The sequence below is a fragment of the Rubripirellula amarantea genome, from assembly GCF_007859865.1.
GTDB classification, from domain to species: domain Bacteria; phylum Planctomycetota; class Planctomycetia; order Pirellulales; family Pirellulaceae; genus Rubripirellula; species Rubripirellula amarantea.
Genome location: NZ_SJPI01000002.1, coordinates 550,656 through 569,273, shown reverse-complemented (window position 1 = coordinate 569,273; position 18,618 = coordinate 550,656). Strand labels below are relative to the sequence as shown.

The window sequence follows — 18,618 nt, the reverse complement described above, 5'->3', positions numbered from 1 at the left end:
CCCATCATGAATACTTCTCAACTCACTGCACGCACGAAAGCTGCTAACGTTTATCGACCGATGCAACGACGTGGGATCGTGCTACTGGTGGTGCTAGGCATGTTGACTCTGTTCAGCATCCTTGCGGTTTCGTATTTGGTCTTTACGAGTCGGCAGCGGCAATCGGCCGGTAGTATTGCTAGGTTTGAATCATCAAGAATTGACGCTTCCGATTCGGTGGAAACCGCGCTCGAAAAGCTACTGGTTGGCAGTAACGGTCCTGAGACGTCGATTTGGGGAAGCGACTTACTCGGTGATTTGTATGGAATGCGAGACGGGGTCGAGGCGCACGTTGCTCCGCCTGCTGCGTTCACGGGACCGTCCTCAGAAGTCGCCCCGGCAGTGTTGCTCAATCAGCAATTTCTGAGATTTCCTTCGTTGCTATACCTGCCGCCACTTAGTGTCGCGAACACTTTCCCTGCGAACAACGCGAGCGTTTACACGGCTGGTTCCATCGACCGTTTTTCAGATTACCCCTTCCGACGCAATGACGTGCAAGTGGAACGCCGGTATCCCGGTTACAGCGGAGCCTTTTCGAGTTCGATGCCGTTGGATCCGACCGTTTACGTCGAGCGACCATTCTTTAGTACAGATGATGAACTCAACGGTCGATTGCTGACGTTTCGTGGCGGACCGCTGGAAGGCATGACGTTTCCGATTGCCAAGTACTTCGGGGATCATCGCAATGCAAGTTTTGGACGGTCACAGCTTTCCGGCCAAGTGGTGCTAGACATTCGAGAATACTTGCAGGCTCCGATCACGATCGAAGGCCGATCACGTTCGCTTTCGGATTGGCTGGGCGACCCCGGTTTCAATAATGCAAGATTGTTCTACGACTACCCGACCACTGCGACGGCGCTACCGACGTCGGCTGAGCCTTACGCCAGTTTTTACCTCAACGGTCGCATGCTCAATGGACCAGGGCTCGGCTGGGACCGTCCGCGAACCAGTTTTGATACGCTGATGGGCGTCGATCGCAAACGCACCGTGGGTACCGACAACCCGGTTCGTCCCTTCAATTTGGATGACGTTGTCTCGGTCGCTCTCAATGCAACAGTGATTGACAATGGTGGTGTCAGTGCACCAGTGTCCGGCGTTCCTTATCAAGTGCCAACCGGGCCGTTCGATACGAATCCTACCAATCAGCCGATCTACAACGGAACCGATATTCCATCGGCGCTGCAAGGTAACTACGCCATGCACCGCAACGCGCCCACGATCTCACCTGCTACTCCAGTCGAAGCATTCGTTCAGGATCTTCCGCCCGGCGATTCCGATGAACCTTACGATGCGGCTGACTTCAACAACATGTTCCTCAGCTACATGCCGACGGATCAGATTCTCGGTGAGGCAGCGCCGTCGTTTGTTCGTCCGGCAATGGTGAACTGGATTATCAACAACCGCGAAGGCAGTTGGACCTTAGACCGAGTTCGCCAAGCGTTGGTTGCACTTCAACGCTCGACGATGCGTCCGTTGCCGATTCAAAACGACCCTTCTGTTCCTGCCGTAGTTTCGGATCGTTCAGCAGGCGTTCGTCAACTGGATTACTCAGGGTTTACCGGCAGCAACCTGACACCCGGGCTCAATGGACCGATCGATTACAACAGCACCAGTCTGGTAACGCTCAGAAATCGCATGATCGAACTTGCCTTGGCGCTGGGCGGTCGCGATGACGACGGCGACGGCATCATTGATTCCTGGGACGTCGACAACAACGGCGATGGCGTCGTCGATAGCGTTTGGATGGACGCCGGTTTGCCATTGACGGAAAACGAACGTGGTGAGTTGGTTAAGCCACTGGTGGCTTACCTGGTGGAAGATCTTGGTGGTCGCGTGAATATCAATCTCGCGGGCACTATGAATCAGGCCAGAAACATTCGCAGCGGTCGTGCAATTTCGGGTGACGTTCAGCACACTCCTACGTTTCTTATCCCAGCGTCATCGCCAGGATCTGCGCCAGGGCTCGTCTTCACCGACACCTTGGGCAATGTCGGCGACGTTTCGGTAAGCGGTCTGCCGCAGGGCTGGGGCTATGGGCCGGCTGAGATTGACGTGCGACGGCTATTTCCCTCCTACGGAACGTTTTCGCCTTCGATTTCTCCTGGCGCACCGCTATCCAATTTCTTCGCAAATGATTTCATCCGTGGGCCACAACGGTTGCTCGCCGATCGCTCGGGAATGCTCTCTCGATCGCGCGGATGGGCAGGCAGCATCGTCGACATGGACGACGCAGCGTACAGCCGAATCTTTGCCGCGCCCGGTCATTGGCGAGATCCGGTGACCGATAGTGGAAACGACTACGTGGGAATGCTTCGCAATGCGAACCGTCCCAACACGCATGTGCGCAACATTCCAACCACGCACCCACAAGGCTTGCCTGTTGACGCACACGGTCGTTCGACTTTTGGTCTAAGCAGTTCAGGCGATCTAGTCATCGCCGGCGCATCGACGGAAGCCCGCAGCGGTGGATTGCTGGCGGGTGATGCGTTGGATGATCCTTATGAAATGGACATGGGAGCGACCTCACAACCCGATGCTCCTTACACACTTGCAGACCTCGAGCCGCTACTGAATTACGATTCGCTTGACCGTAGCCTGCTGTCGAATCGATTGATTTCACTTGTCGAAGATTTCCACAACAATGGAACCGTGGGCACGGACGTGCTGGACCGTCTTCGTCGAGCCCTGGCAGACTCGATGACCGTATCGAGCAACTCGGTTGCGACCGTGCGCGGCGGACTTCCATCGGAGTTCTTTGAAAACACCGCGGCGGCGACCTCGGCCTCGTCGCCTCAAACCGTGTTCGAGGTTTCTTTAGGAGCTAGCTTGGCGGCTCAGGCACGCAACGCAATCCTTTGGGAATTGATGCCCGAATCCTTGCGTGCGGGGCGCAAACTGGATTTGAACACCAAGTTTGGCAACGGCTTCGATGACGACGGTGACTTTGTCATCGACGACGACCAAAACGGTGTGATCACGCCGGCTGGCGTCTCGATTCCCGAAGTTTTTCAGCTCGCCGAAAATCATTATTTGGGAACCGGAGGTGTCACGACGCCGCATTCGTCTGCTGGTAGCTTCACTCATATCGCACAAGGCGAAGTCTTGCGGACCCCTGTTGGTTCGCGAAACGTTTCTCCTCGCGCGCTGTTTGCACGTCACTTGTACGTGATGGCGATGGTGTTGATTCGCGACGCCAACCGAGACGTGGCGTTTGACTTCCCACACACTGCCCCTATTCCACCCGGCTACGATTCGCGGTTCATCCCAGGGACAGCAACAACGGCAGCCGAGCAACAAGACGAATTTGCGCAGGAGTACCGAGCCTGGAAAGTTGCGCAGTGGGCCGTTAACGTGGCTGACTTCCGCGATGACGATGCGGTGATGACTCGCTTCGATTACGACCCCAATCCGTTTGACGGGTGGGATGTTGACTTGGCGGCGACGGTGAACTTGGTCGGGCCAACGATTGTGCTGCCGACCTATCGTACAGTTTGGGGACTGGAATTCCCCGAGCTTAGCCTTGAAGAGTCTCTCGCTTTTCACGATCGCCGAGTTCGTGACACCGACCAGGACAATGCCGGCAGTCCAGATAAGTCGCTTAACGGTACCAATGGAATGGCGACACGTGGCGATGACGACATGGATCAGTACTTGGTCCCTGAAGGATCGCTGTTTCTGGAACTTCGCAACACTCGTGGCCCGCAACCTTGGCGTGTGCCGGCCGACGAAGCCGATGACACTGTCAACACGATGAATCTGCCTCGCGAGATTTACACACGTCTGCCATCAGGTCAGTGGGCTCTCAACTTGGGCGCGATGACTCCCGGGCCGGTTGCTTCTCAGGTTCCAGTTTGGCGAGTCGCGATCAGTGAAGTTCATTCGCCCGCTGCGATCAGTGCTAAGTCCGCGCTGGTTAGTCCGTCATCGACGGAACCAGATACGTCACCCTATTACGAAGGAGCCCCCGATTATCTGCTGCAACCAGTGGGTAGCGGAGCGATAGCGGCGGCTGCGTCTCTGCCGACGCCGATTGCCGTCAATCGTGACACGGCGACGCTACAGCCTGAAATGCCAGATTTCTTGGACGATCGTTTCAACCACTTCAATGCAAATACGACTGCTACCTATGCATTGCAAAACGCTCAGCGGCGACGAGCGATTGATCGTGTGGTGTTCTTCGCCAACGGAATTGATCCCGCCAACATGGTGAGTGTGCTTGCCGACGTTTATGACGAAGGCCAAGTGTTCTACAACCGAGTACCCTCGGGCAGCTATTCGCTAGGTGGCGTCTTCGTCGAACCGGGCCAGCATGTTGTGATTGGGCCACGAGCGACAACGCACTTTGGCATCAACGAAACGGATGCTGCAGGTGCAACGTTTCTCGATCCCAATACCGGTGAGTTTACGACTCCGCCTACCGACACTTCGGAATTTTGGTCGCGTCAAAAGATTGAGTTGTTTCCTAACTCAATTGCCTACACTGATCTTTCTGACACATCGCAAACTCCGATCTTCGACGGTACCGTCGGTCCAGTCGTCAATGCTTCCATTCGTCCGATTGTTGGCATTCAGGCCGCTGCGGATCCTCCGCCCGTTTGGGCAACCGCGACAACATCGGGGGCGACAGATCGTGTTGGTGCAGTGACGGGGCCAATCGGTCTGAATGTCTCCGAGCCGTTGCCCTACAACACGCCGCCGGCTGGTCGTAGTTACTACACCAAACCGACTCACGAACTCGATACGTCAGTCACCAACGCGCCGCTGTCGTACATCGACTACGACCAGTCCGAGGGAGCGCTTCCTGACCTGCCGTTTGATGCGAACCCGGCCATGTCGGAACTGTACCGAGCGTTTGGGCCTGCTGGTCAGTTGACTGGTACTCATGAGCATTTCAAGACGGCCTACTTGCAACGTTTGGCTGATCCTACGCAACCTTACAATGCGATCGAGAATCCCTACATCACGCTGGACTACATCACGATTGACTTAACGGTGTTCAATGGAACGGATGACAACAACCGTAGCCTGCAAGACATGGCGATGAATGATCTGTGGGTCGATGATGCTGACCCAGATCCATTCGGTGCAGCACTGCCAGAAAAACTTGCCAGTCGTTACAAGACAGGCAAGTCGGTGACGGATGCCGCGACAACGGTCGTGCCTGAAGTGCTGGCATACAGCGTCAATACGTTCCCGCCAGAAGTAACGACTCCAACGGCCTACGTTGCGGCAGCTCCCTACACGCCATACTTCCCAATCGCTTTGCACCTGGACCCCGCAGTCGTTGCAGACGCCACGTCAAACTCGGTCGGTCTTCCCACTGACCACTCGACCACGCTGGGTTACGCCAACGCGTCGTACGGTGAACGTTGGCAGCAGGGAACTTCGGCGTACACGCCAGGAAGTCCTTCGGTGGGTCAAGCAACGCCAGGCATGATGCCGTTCATCGGTTTGTCGCACACTAATTTCATTACCAACGTCACTTGGCTCAATCGTCCGTTCGTGAGTCCGTACGAATTGATGTGGGTTCCCACCAGCGGGCCAGGACGGTTTACCTTTGAATTCGGATCGGCGCTTTCGCAGATCGGTTCAGACCAATTCCGAAATGAATTCAATCAGGTACCCGTCTCGAATGCACCCACGACGGCACCACCGCCAATCCCGCCAGCACTGCCTACCGCCAAGACGCCTGCGGATCCAAGTCGCTATGACTTCAATCAGCGGTTCACGCATCTGTGGAACTACTTTGGCAGTAGCAACAACGTGTTCGCGTATGAACCGGAAACGTTCCGCACTGGCGGCACAACCACGGGTACCAAGCATCCTTGGTTGCCTGGACCACCAGTCGCTCCTGATTTCGTGGGTCTGCCTGTGGACTCGATGGATTCGACGCAACTAGATATTCCAGCAATGAGGCGACCCTATTCGTCGGTCGAAGAAAAGTGGCCCTCGCCAAACTTTTGGCGTCTGTTGGAATGGGTCGAGGTTCCTCCACCGTTCGATTTTGAAACTGACTTCGTTAGCGCCGAACTCGATCCTCTTATCGCCGGTGCTCAACCGCTCTTCGGCCCTCGCTTTGACATGACAACGTTTGGTCCCATTGGCACCGTAGACGCCGACCCTAGAAGTTGGACGAATGTTGATACTTCAACCATGACTTGGAACCGTGCATCGGGATCGTGGATCGTTCCCAGCACTCCACCGCCTGGTTCCTACAGCGGTTTTTGGACGAACGATGTCGCTATGAATGGTTTCCGACCACCGTTTGGTTTCCGTTCTGGTCAGTTCCGCAATGGACTTGTCAATCTGAACACCATCAAGAGCGTTCGAGTTTACAAGGCTTTGATGAGTGGCTTTTCCACTGCAGCAGAATTGGATGACACGATCGGCAACAACCTGCCGGCCGGTACCGGCGCGTTCTTTGACGAATTCCTCAGGACTCGTCGTGGCTACACTCCCGATACCGGGGCTGCCAGTCGAGCGAACAATTGGTTTGAACGCGGGGGCAACCCGATTCAAACGTTCGATCACGACGACAACACGGGTACGGCTGAACTTGCTTCGTTCGATCGCAACATTCCAACTCAGTTTGCTGGCGTGTTTAAGTCAGCGATGGGCGGAGTGATCGCACCGCTGGAAAGCATGAGGACTCGCCCGATCAATCCAGACGATAGTTCGGCCCGCATCAATGATCCCGCCGGGACTTTCGATCCGATCGAGCGCGAAGCGATTAGCCCGATTCAATCAACGCTGCTTCGCGGTGATGTTGATCGCAACGGAACCAATCTGGTCAAGCCTGCGTTTGAGCGTCTTGCTGAACCTACGCCGCCCGAGAGTCACACCAAGAGCCCGATTCATAAAAATTTGGGAATCACACGGTTGGCAAATATGGCCACCGACCAATCGAATGTCTTCGCGGTTTGGATCACCGTGGGGTACTTCAATGTCGACGCCGAGACGATGTCGGTGGGTGAAGAAGCGGGGATCAGCACAGGCGAAATTCGTCGCCCCAAGGGGTTCTTCATTATCGACCGCAGCGTCCCCGTGATGTACGAGCCCGGTAGGCTCAACAACGCGATGGACACAGTCAAACTATTTCGGATCAACGAATAACAGGTAGCTCCCATGAATCTTTCAAAGTTAAACTTTGCGAAACGACGACGGGGCTTCACCTTGGTGGAGTTGTTGATCGCGATGACCATCACGCTGCTGCTGATGGCAGCGTTGGCCAAGTCGTTTGGTGCGATTGGTAAATCAATCAAGAAGGGCCGTTCGCAAATCACACTCAGTAGCCAAGCAAGAACGATCGGTTTTCAGTTGCGGTCTGACCTCCGAACACTTTCGGTGAGCGCGTCACCGCCAGTGGTCGCCAGCGACGATGGCGGGTACTTCATGTACTACGAGGGTCCGCTGACCGAGCATTCGTTCGCGATGTACGGTGCCCAACCAACTCGCACGAACCCCGATGATGGCACTGTTGTTGGCGAAGGCGATACAGCGACGCCACCGTTCGAGGAGATTAACAGCCCCACGTATCGACGATTTTCCAAGTACGGTGATTTCGACGATTACTTGGCTTTCACGGCCGAAGCTCCGTCTGGTCAGTGGTTTTCCGGCAAGGTGCCTGCTTACTTGGTTGACGACACAGCGACCGATCCGATGGAACCCCGAGTGATTCGTTCTAAGTTTGCAGAGATCATCATCTGGGCGTCGCCGAAATGGCAAGTCGATCCAGCGACCAACGATATCATCTATGCACCCGCTTCCATTGCACCTGGTTCTGCCGGCTTTGCGAAAGATTCCGGGATGCCATTGTACGTTGACGCAAATAATGACTTGGTGCCCGATGAAATTGTCTTACACCAACGCACTCTTCTGATCCGACCCGATCTGAACGTGCGCAGACGCGTGCCCGACATTAGTGGCAATGCTTTGTTCGCTCATGATGCAACGGTGCTCCGCCCGATGACTCCGCCGGCACCTACGTCACCACCGGCCGCTGACGTGGTTCCCTATGCGTTAGCGGGGATCTATCCGATCGGTGTCTCTAACAACACGTCCGGCACTGCGCCGCCCATCAGGTTTCCGAACTACGCACACCCAACCAGTGAAACCGACAATCGCTTTGTCTTCGAGAGCAATTGGTTGGTTGGAATGGCCCCGTTGCATCAGTTCTTTGACATTTCGCTGCGGCGTGTCGTTCATCCACGCACTGGCGAACCAACGCCGTACGTCGCCGCAAACTCGCTTGCCGATTTGACGGAACCTCAAAACCGGTTCGCGCATGTCCGATACCCGGGTCGTTACATGGGAACCAGTCGCGGCACGTTCGCATCTGGCGATCTAATGACATCCATGCCGCTTTTGGCCGTCGGTTGGAATGACGCGCTGTTGAATTGGAATTGGCAAGGAACAACCGACCCCCGCGCCACTACTGGCGGCGCGACGCCACCGCGTCCCGCGTGGTTCCCGACGGCTCATTCGAGTACGACGTCGCTGAACGTGCCGGCCAACCGTGGCATCGGACTGTTCAACGGATGGTTGCTGCCACACTTTGAACTGGGTGACCCGAATCCGACGGGGACAACCAACGGAGGTCATTGGCAACGTGGTTACATTCCCGCTGGCACTCCAATTGCCACCGACCCGCGTTGGGATCGCACTGGCGAAGATGTGATTGCAACCGGCATTTTGTCGTTCGACGTCAAGGGCTTTGACCCCAGCGCGCCTGTATTCATTACCAGCGGGCCAGATGGTTTTCCGGGGCGACCTGATGACGATGATGACATTGGCCCCAATGCGAACGAAACGTACGACCCAGGAACAGGGCGGGTTTATACTGAACTCGGCACACCAGGGAGTGATGATGAGATCGTTGGACCTTCGGATCCAGCGCTCTACTACTTGTTGACCAATCCAATTTTCGATCCGTCGGACCCATCCACGGTAACCGCAGGTTCCCACTATGAGTGCCTGGGTTCACGCGGTGCGTTCGTCGATCTGCTCTATCCGTTTCTGCCCGGTGGAGTGCTGCGTGAACGCACGGCTGAAGCTGGCTATTCGATCCCGTTTCCAGCCGCTGTTACGACACGAGATGTTCCTGTCTCAAACCGATTCGCAACCTACCTGACGTCCGAGTTCACGCAGGTCAGTCCTCATGGCGCTGGCTCTGAGGTATTGGAATCGATGCGTTCTAGTGGAAAACTTGTTTGTGCTTCCGGGTTGGCCGTTGACGAAACAGGTGCCCCGAACCGAATTTTTGCCGGAACACCGTTGTTCTTTCAACCGACGTTTGACACCTGGACGACCTCGTATGAGTCGGACGGGTTCGACCAAACGGACACCTCTGATGGTTCACTCGTTGGCGAGCTTGTGGGGACGTGTTGGAACCTCAATCAACGGGTCGTTCCTTTCGCGTTGCCAATTGAGTTTGAGCCTCGTACGCCGGCAAGTCCGATTGGCGTACAAATCGATACAGGCCGGTTTGATAGGGACGTCGAAGAAACGACACCGCCGATGCAGCTTGATCTTGAAGCAATAAGCATCACCATTCGTGTCGACGATCCAAATAACGACGAAATGACCGAGTTTACGATTGTGGAACAGTTGCAATAAACGATGCGTGATGGATTGAAACTATTCGTGGGTTTGCTGGCAGTGCTGGCTGGAATGCGGATGATGGAGATGGTTAAAGGAACCGGTGGCGATTGTGCCTGTGCCGGTCCCAATACAACCATATCCCAGGTCTATGATCCGGGGGCGATTGTGGTTGTTGATCCGGGGTTGGATGGGTTGCCGGGACGGGCTGGCATCGATGATGGCGGCAACGGCGTGACAGACGAGGTGGGTGAATTGGGTGCTACGGGCAGTGACGATGTTTGCCGCGTGGTCCCTGCCAACAACCTCGACTCGCTGGTTGGCTTGCACCTGGACCTGCAAATCGGCGCTTTTCGGGACCTCGGCGACGGCGAATCGGTGAATGACTTTCCCGCCGCTCGACGTGTCTTTGTCGCATGCGATGAGGATGGCGTCACTTGCGAATGGTTCGAAGCGATTGAGTAGCTTGCCGCTGTACGAGCTGAACGACCCGCAGTCGATGCTCCCGCTGCATTCGTGGTTCACCTTGCGGTCGAAGTGCGTTTGCCGATTGTCGTCCGATACACAGCAAGAACCGCTCTGAGTCCCGCTTGGGCTCGGCCTTGTCCATGCTAAGGAGGCCCGGCCTTATTCGTGCTAGGTAGGCTCGGCCTTAACCGTGCTAAGTAGGCTCGGCGCACCGGCGCTTTGGGTCGTTATGCACGCCAATTCGGAATGTCTTATTCCAAACGAATTCGAATTTGTTGCGTTCAGTAGCACAGCGGAGACGTGGCAGGCTAGAATCGACTTCTCTGCTGACGCCCCGCCCCCTCTCTAGATGTTCACTTCATGGTATTCCCCAAACCGGTGCTTTCCTCGGGTTCCTCTCTTCAGCAACGATCCAGCAAAGCGCGCAGGTTCAGGAACAAACCGCGCTGGTGTGGAAAACGGAAGCGACTTTTTGAGTCCCTCGAGCCGCGGCAAATGCTCGCCGGGGACGCGATTAACTTGCCGATTGATGCCAATAGCTTGGCCTCGTCGATTCGCGAAGTCTACTTGAACCAATTCGGAGACGCCTCCTTTATCGAGACGATTAACACGGGCGACCAAAAACGAGGCTACACGTTTTCGTCCAACGAAGATCGACTCGGCATCCAAGTGCAAGCGTTCTCATTTGACGTTGATCTAGATTTGGAAATCGCAGTCTATGGCGGCACGGCAGGGATGACCTCAGACCAGTTCGATTCGGATGACAATACGTCCAACTTGGACCCGCAGTTGGGAGCATCTTCAAACGGTCAAATCGCGTTGTCATTTTTGGTGGGTGAACGCCAAGAAGACAACACGGGAACGTTTCAACTGAACGCGTTCAGCGATGAAAGCTTTGCGTCCTCTGCGATTACTTTCAGCGGTGAGACGGCGACGGCCAGCGGCAATGTGTCGAAAACGGAAGACTTTGACTTTATCTCTTTCGTTGCACCAGAGTCTGGCAACTACGTCATCGAAGTCCTGCCCGATGTGACCCTGGACGCGACGTTCAATGTCTATACCCAGTCTGGGCAACCGATCGTCGGCAACTACCTCGTTCCCGTCAACGATGGGGCAACTGGTTCGCCTGAACGGACGGTGGTGAATCTCTTTGCCGGAGCCGAGTACTTTGTTCGCGTCGATGGGCTCGGTGCTGACGCGGGCGACTTTGACTTGAACATTCAGTCGCTGACTCTCGACGTCACGACGTTGGAAGATGTGGTTGATTCAGGTGACGGGGTATTGAGCCTTCGTGAAGCCATCAACATCGCCAATTCGGCACCTGCGGCCAGCCGAATTGTGCTCGGCGAGGGCACTCATACGCTGACCCTAACCGGCGCGGACGATAGCAATGCTACCGGAGACTTAGACCTTCGCAATGACATCAGCATCGTTGGTGCCGGTTCGGAATTGACAACCATCGACGCTGGTGGTGCGACGGGAATCAATGACAGGGTTTTCGATACAGTCACCGGAGACTTTGATATCGCCATCGCCGGGCTGACCATTCGTGGTGGTGTAGCGGGCAACGATGGCGCGGGGATTCTGCATCGGGGCAGTGGCACCTTGTCTCTTGACGACGTGACTTTGGAAGACAACACGGCCGGCAACGGTGGTGGTGGACTGTTCGTTGCCAACGGTGCGACGGCTGAGGTGACCGATTCGAAGTTCTTATCCAACCAAGCAGCGTTTGGTGGAGGCATCTTCAACGAAGGCACGGTCACGGTGAACCGCTCTCGGCTATCCGGCAACACGGGCACATCCCTTGGTGGCGGAATCGAGACAGAACGAGCCGCGCGTACGAACGTTTACGGATCGACGATTGACAACAATACGGCGTACGCCGGCGGCGGAATCTCAACGTTCAATGCTACCACCACAATCGTAAACTCGACCATTAGCGGAAACAGTTCGGACGTTCAGGGTGGAGCCGTCTTGAATACCGTGGACAACACGGGAAGTACGAGCCGTACGCTCATCGTTCAGTCGACGATTGCCGGAAATTCAGGTGACCAAGCCGGCGTCGTCCATTCCGGCGGTCAGAACGGAGCAGATCCCAATTCAGGAATCATCGAGATCGCGAACTCCATCGTGGTCGATAGCGTCGCGCCGGCTGGCAACTTTTCGTTCGATTCCGCGGTAATCACTTCGTTGGGAAATAATCTGTCGAGCGACGATGCGAACTCGGTACTCGACGCCGTCGGTGACTTGATTGACGTAACCGATCCAGTGATTGAACTATCGTTGTCCACTCGTGGCGGAGGGCTGCCGACGCACGCTTTGGTCGATGGCAGTCCAGCGATCGACGCTGGCAACGACGACAACGCTCGTTTCCCTGGCAGTGACGCGGTGCTTGATGTTGCCGATCCGGCCATCGTGCTTGATGGACAGGGATTGGCCTTTCCAAGATTCGCGGGCGACGCGGTCGACATCGGCGCTCATGAACGATTTGAATTTGAGGCATCGAATTTCGTTGTGACTGTTGGTTGGGATGACCTCAACCTGACCGATGATGTCGTGACGTTGCGAGAGGCAGTCTTTGCCTCCAACCTTCAGCCCGGTCAGCAAGAGATTACGTTCTTTCCCAATGACGATCCCTCAATCAATCGCTATATCAATTTCAATAGCGACATTGCCATCACTGACAGCGTCACCATCACCGGATCGGGCGCCAAGTCATTAACTCTTCGGCCGTCTGGTAATTCTCGATTCTTCACCATTGATGACGGCGACGACGCCAATCTGATCGACGTTGAAATTTCGGGTGTCACGATGACGGGTGGGTCTTCGGCAACGAACGGCAACGAACGTGAAGACAACGGCGGTGCGATCTACAGCCGCGAAAATTTGACGATTCGCAACAGCGTTCTTACTGGTAACCAAACGGTGTCCAAAGGCGGAGCAATCTATTCCAAGATTCCAGCGGCAACATTGACGGTTCTGGGTAGTACATTGCTAGGGAACACGGGTTCGCAAGGCGCTGCGATTTGGTCGGACAGCAATGTGGTGATCCGACAATCAACGTTGACAGGCAACGCAGCCGACGGCTCTGGTTCGGCGGCCTACATTGGGGGACTCGGCGGCCTTTCGATTTCCAACAGTACGATTGCGGGCAACGTGGGCCTTTCGGCGCTCTTGAATCTATCCTCGCAAGACATCGTACTGCAAAGCAGCATCGTTGTCGGTAACCGAACGGACGATGGGACGTTCACAAACATTGAATCCGATGTTGATACCGATCTGTCGTCGAACAACTTGATCGGAGTCGGCGGAAACGGCGGACTCACCGATGGCACGCTCGGCAATCTAGTAGGCGTGGACTGGACGAAGGTGATGCGAAACAACGGGGTTGACCCGATCGTTGAATTCAACCTCGGACCGACGCCGTTCATACTGCCAACGACGAATCCTGACGATTCCAGTCGCGACGCAATCGACGCAGGCAATAATCTAAACGCCGAAGTCAGTGACCAACGCGGCCTGCCCGCGGTTCGTGATGATGGCAACGGAGTGGACATTGGTGCCATCGAGGTTCAAGAGTTTAGCTTTGTTGTTACGACGGCGAATGACGAATTATCTTTTGATAACGAGGACACCAGTCTGCGTGAAGCGTTGATCGCGCTAGCTTATGTGGAGGAAACGCCGACGATCACCTTTGCACCGTGGGTAAAGCAAATTGACCTCACCCTTGGCGAACTTGTCGTCGAGAGCGGAGTCTACATCGTTGGTCCGGTGACCCTTGACGCGGGCGGCAACTCTCGCGTGATTCGCTTCGACGCGTACGGCGAGTCTTTGACGATCGACAAAGTAACCATCACGGGTGGCCAAACCGACACTGACGGCGGCGGCATCTTCGTGCAAACAAGCGGATCGTCGCTTCAGCTTCGAAACAGCACGATCTCAGGCAACACGGCCGGCGAGAACGGTGGCGGTATCGCAAACTACCGTGGTGAAGTTACGATTGATAACTCGACCATTTCAGGCAATGTCGCCGGCTATATGGGTGGTGGAGTGCATGTGCATTATGAGAGCCTAGCAATTTCTAGCAGCACAATCGTTGGAAATACCGCCGACATTGGTGGTGGTATCGAGACCGGGTTTGACGATCACTTCACAGAGTTTTCGATTGTCAATTCAATCATCGCGGGAAACACGGCGACAACGAGCCACCCCGATATCCGCTCGGTTCGCCAGCCACAAACGATTCGTTACAGCTTGATTGGCGATAACAGTGGCACCGACCTGATCGAGTCCCAAACGGCTGATCCATTAACGGGCAATATCATTGGCGACGCCAGTGGTACGGGCATTGTTGATCCGATGTTGGCCGATTTAGCTGACAATGGCGGTTCAACTCCGACACACGCTTTGTTACTGGGCAGCCCAGCGATCGATGCGGGTTCGCCGAGTCTGACGGTGGATGATCCCAGTCGGACTCGTCACATCCTAGACGACTTTTCGATCGATAAATTTGCGACTCACTACGACTTCATCGATGTGTTCAGTGACGCCGAGAACAGCCCCGAAGTCGTTGACGGCCAGGGTCAGCTAAACCCAGATAGCGGCACAGCGGTGTTCGTTTGGAATGGCAGCGAAACACTTTCCCAGGTCGGTGACCTCGTATCACTCGACTTTGCCTTTCAAGACCCATTCATCCTCAGCTCGAATTCTTTCGCAGAAATGACGTTGGGATTGGGAATTCTCGACGCCAACACCCTGGAAGTCTTAAGCGAACTGCGAGCTGCGACGAGAAACGGAACGGTTACATCCTTCGATGACGAATTGACTCAAACGGTACTCTCGGGTGCGCCCAGCGGTTTAATGAATTTGCAGGTCCAGGTCACGGAGAAGAACGCCGACAACATGACGATTGAGTACACGCTTTCGGGTATCGGCTTTGATGCCATCTCAGGCGTTCAAACGTTAGCGACTACCGAAGCTCGATTTGGGTTAGCTGCGTTCAACGTCGACGGAAACTCCGGTGTGGTTGATAACTTGACTTACTCAACGATTCCATCGACTGACCAGCGCGGCGCCGGGTCGCCTCGGCTGCTTTCATTCAACGGTGGTCCCGATGCTCGAATTGACATGGGTGCGTTCGAGTTAGCGCCTTTGAATGTCGCTCCTACGTTTGAAGTAGTCCAAGAGCTGAACGTTTTGGAAGACGCTGGCCCTCAAACCGTTTTCGATGTCGCGTTTAACTTTGATCCTGGTGCAGGTGAAAGTAGCGTTCCTGCTGACACTCGCGTGTTGCACGACGAGGGCGAAGATGGCACCGTCGACCCGCTATCCAACGACAATATGTCGCCAACGGATTTGGGTGTTTTGACGCCGGGGTCTAATCTCGTTAGCGGGCGACTTGACCCGGCTCGCACATCCATGAACGTGGACGTGTTCACGTTCACAGTCGAAGAAGGGTATCAGTGGACCAATCTGTTGGTGGAAGACTACAGCTACGTTGCAGATTCGGTACCGAGCAATGAACGCAACGCTTTCCTAGCGATCAACGATGACGCGTTTTTCCCGTACGACGTGTTCGAGCTAGATGTTAACAACAATCCTAACTTGGACTTCCAGCAATTTCTTGGCGGAACCGTCTTTGGACTCGATGACCTTCCCGACAGCGGTGGTTTCGACATCCTGCCGCGTGCGGGCAACGTGACCGGCCGTAAGTTCCAAGGGCCACTGAACGCTGGTACTTACACGATCTACATCCAACAAACGGGTCCCTCGAATACCTACACTTTGGATTTCCGGGTTGCTCCAGTCATATCGCAGTGGTTGACGGCCTACACCGTGTCGAACATCGCTAATCCTGAATTCTTCACCGCGGTGCCAACGATCAACGCTCGCGGTCATCTCTCCTACCAGACCGCACCCGATGCGGTGGGAACGACTACTTTTGAAGTCACCGCTACCGATAGCGGCGGGACGTTCAACGGAGGTTCTAATACTTCCGCATCCGAAATCATCACGCTGACGATTGAAGGTGTGAACGATGCGCCATCGTTCAACGACGGAACTGATCCACCACCGATGTCGCCACCAGCGGTTCTGCAAGATTCCGGCGATCAGGTAGTGGCAGGATTCATCACTGACTTTGCCGTTGGGCCAGACAACGAATCGGACCAATCGGTGACTGCTTACTCAGTGACGAACGTGAGTGATCCGACCCTATTTTCGTCGGGACCCAGCATCAGCCTTGAAGGAGTCCTGACCTACACGCCCGCAGATGGAGCGTTTGGGACCGCAACGTTCGACGTGACGATTCAAGACGACGGTGGAACCAGCAACGGTGGCGTTGATACGTCCGAGGCTAAGTCCTACACGATCACGATCAAGGAAGCCTTGTCGGTGACATGGGATACGCCTGACGCGATCGCGTTTGGCAATCCGTTGACGAGCACGCAGCTTGACGCGACGTCGAATCTCGAAGGGACATTTGTGTACGACCCACCCTTGGATACGATTTTGCCAGCGGGCGATTCCCAAGAATTGTCGGTCACCTTCACCCCCACGGATCCTTTTTACGATTCGGTCACGCGAACCGTTTCGATCAATATCTTGGCGACACTCGACTACGGTGACGCTCCCGAAGATTACCCCGTAACCATTGCCAACGATGGCGCATCGCACGTCGTCGGGGACCTCCGTTTGGGATTACTGCTTGATGCTGAAGAGGATGGCGTGCCATCGGTCGCAGCGGATTCGGATGGCGAAACTGACGACGGTGTGTTTGAACTAGCTAGTTTGATCACCGTCGCCGACGATGCGACCTCGTCGAGTGTGCTGGTCAACGCATCCGCTGATGCAATGCTGGACGCTTGGATCGACTTTAACGCAGACGGCGATTGGGATGACGAGGGAGAACAAATTGCATCCAGCGTAGCGGTCGGCGGCGGGCTCAACGTTGTTTCGTTTGTCGTTCCCGCTGGTTCAGCCGTTGGAACCACAGCCGCTCGCTATCGACTGAGCTCGGCCGGTTCGCTTTCGCCCAACGGTGCGGCCACCGATGGCGAAGTGGAGGACTACCTGGTTGAGATTCTTGATGGCGCTGACGTGCCCGATGTAGCCGTGACATTAGCCGGGCCTGCGTCGGAAATCATCGGTGCGAATTCACAGTACACCATCCTGAGTGGCCAAACCGAGCTTTTCAAAGCTTTTGGACAATCGCTCGGCGCCGTGCAGATCACGGGAACGCTGGGTGATGAGGTCGTCACGTTCTCGATAGACCTTTCCGATCCGATTGCTGTCCTGCCGCACAGTTTGCATATCGACGGGTTCGGCGGAACCAACACGCTACGGTTTGCCAACCAGGACTCAAGCGTCGATTTCACACTCGACCTAATCGTTGTCGCCAACTTCAACACGATCGACCTTGGCAATGACCATGCGAATTCCGTGGTTCTAAACGCGGGCGTTATCCGCGTGATGTCGCCAACGACGGGTCTTGTATCAATCATCGGCGGTCCCGACGATGCGATCAGCTTCGAGGACGCGGACGATTGGCGAATGGGAAGCGTTTCCATTGTCGATGGACGTTTCTTGCGTTTGGTTGAAAACTCCAAAACCGGCGAATCACTGCTCGTGGAACTGCCCAACGCGTGGCAAAACGTCATTCGGCCTGGCGACGTTAACAACAGCGGAGATGTCACTTCCAACGATGCCCTTATCATCATCAACGAACTCGCTCGACGATCCTTTTCGGATGCTGAAGAATCCGGCAAACTCGATGATCCGTTAACGGTCCAAGAATGGCCGAACTTCTACTACGATCAAAACGGCGATGGATCAGTGACCGCGCTCGATGCGTTGCGAGTCATCAATGAACTCGCTCGATTGCCTGGTAGCGGAAACGGCGAAGGCGAACCGATTGTGGTGAGTCTTGGAAATGCAGCTTCGTTAGCGGCGGTGACTGACTCGTCCGCGGTCAAGATGCTTACCGATCCGAGTGTGATTGCCGCCTCAGCGACTAAGAAGGCGGCCTCGTTCTCAAGCTCGGCTTCGGCCTCATTCGCGGGCTCAGTGTTGGCGGACGTCACTCGCGTCGACGCCGATACGGTGGCGGAAGCATTGATCGATCAAGCGATGAATGAACTGGGACAATCAAAGGGTCCAGGATTGATGGGACTTGATGACTTCGCGTTCTAGAACCACTTCGCGTATGACTCGGCGTCCTAAAGCCGCTTCGCGTCTGAATTGGCGTTCTGAAGCCGCTTCGCGTCTGAATTGGCGTTTTAGAGCCGCTTCGCGTCTTGGCCGATTTCCCAACGCGTTCCGCATGAACGCCGTTCGTGCGTGACGTGTTGCTGCGATCGCCGGGTTAGCCACAATCGCGGGTTGGCCCAGGATCGTCGCATGTTCCAAGCTTGCCGTGTTTTACGCGATTAACGGTTCGGGAGTTGCAATCGGAACGAAATTTGGTCAGACGGTGGCGACGAGTCCTGTTTCTGGCTGGATGGCGGAATCTGGCGA

General features: G+C 55.4%; 4 protein-coding genes. All 4 read left to right on the top strand.

The genetic code is table 11. The features are described from left to right. Positions 1 to 6 precede the first annotated feature (6 nt). The 4 genes from Pla22_RS15410 to Pla22_RS15395 all read left to right on the top strand — a co-directional run bounded on the left by Pla22_RS15410 (position 7) and on the right by Pla22_RS15395 (position 18,294). Positions 7 to 7,152: a hypothetical protein gene (locus tag Pla22_RS15410; RefSeq protein ID WP_146515730.1), complete on the top strand. Its 7,146-nt coding sequence runs from the start codon at positions 7 to 9 to the stop codon at positions 7,150 to 7,152. Between the two features lie 12 nt (positions 7,153 to 7,164). Continuing rightward, entirely contained in the window at positions 7,165 to 9,654 is a 2,490-nt protein-coding gene (locus Pla22_RS15405) for a PilW family protein (RefSeq protein ID WP_146515729.1), read from the top strand. A 3-nt stretch (positions 9,655 to 9,657) separates the two neighbouring features. Beyond that, on the top strand, positions 9,658 to 10,101 hold the full coding sequence (locus tag Pla22_RS15400) for a hypothetical protein (protein ID WP_146515728.1): 444 nt from the start codon (positions 9,658 to 9,660) through the stop codon (positions 10,099 to 10,101). Positions 10,102 to 10,599: 498 nt separating this feature from the next. Then, entirely contained in the window at positions 10,600 to 18,294 is a 7,695-nt protein-coding gene (locus Pla22_RS15395; RefSeq protein ID WP_165440695.1) for a choice-of-anchor Q domain-containing protein, read from the top strand. Positions 18,295 to 18,618 lie beyond the last annotated feature (324 nt).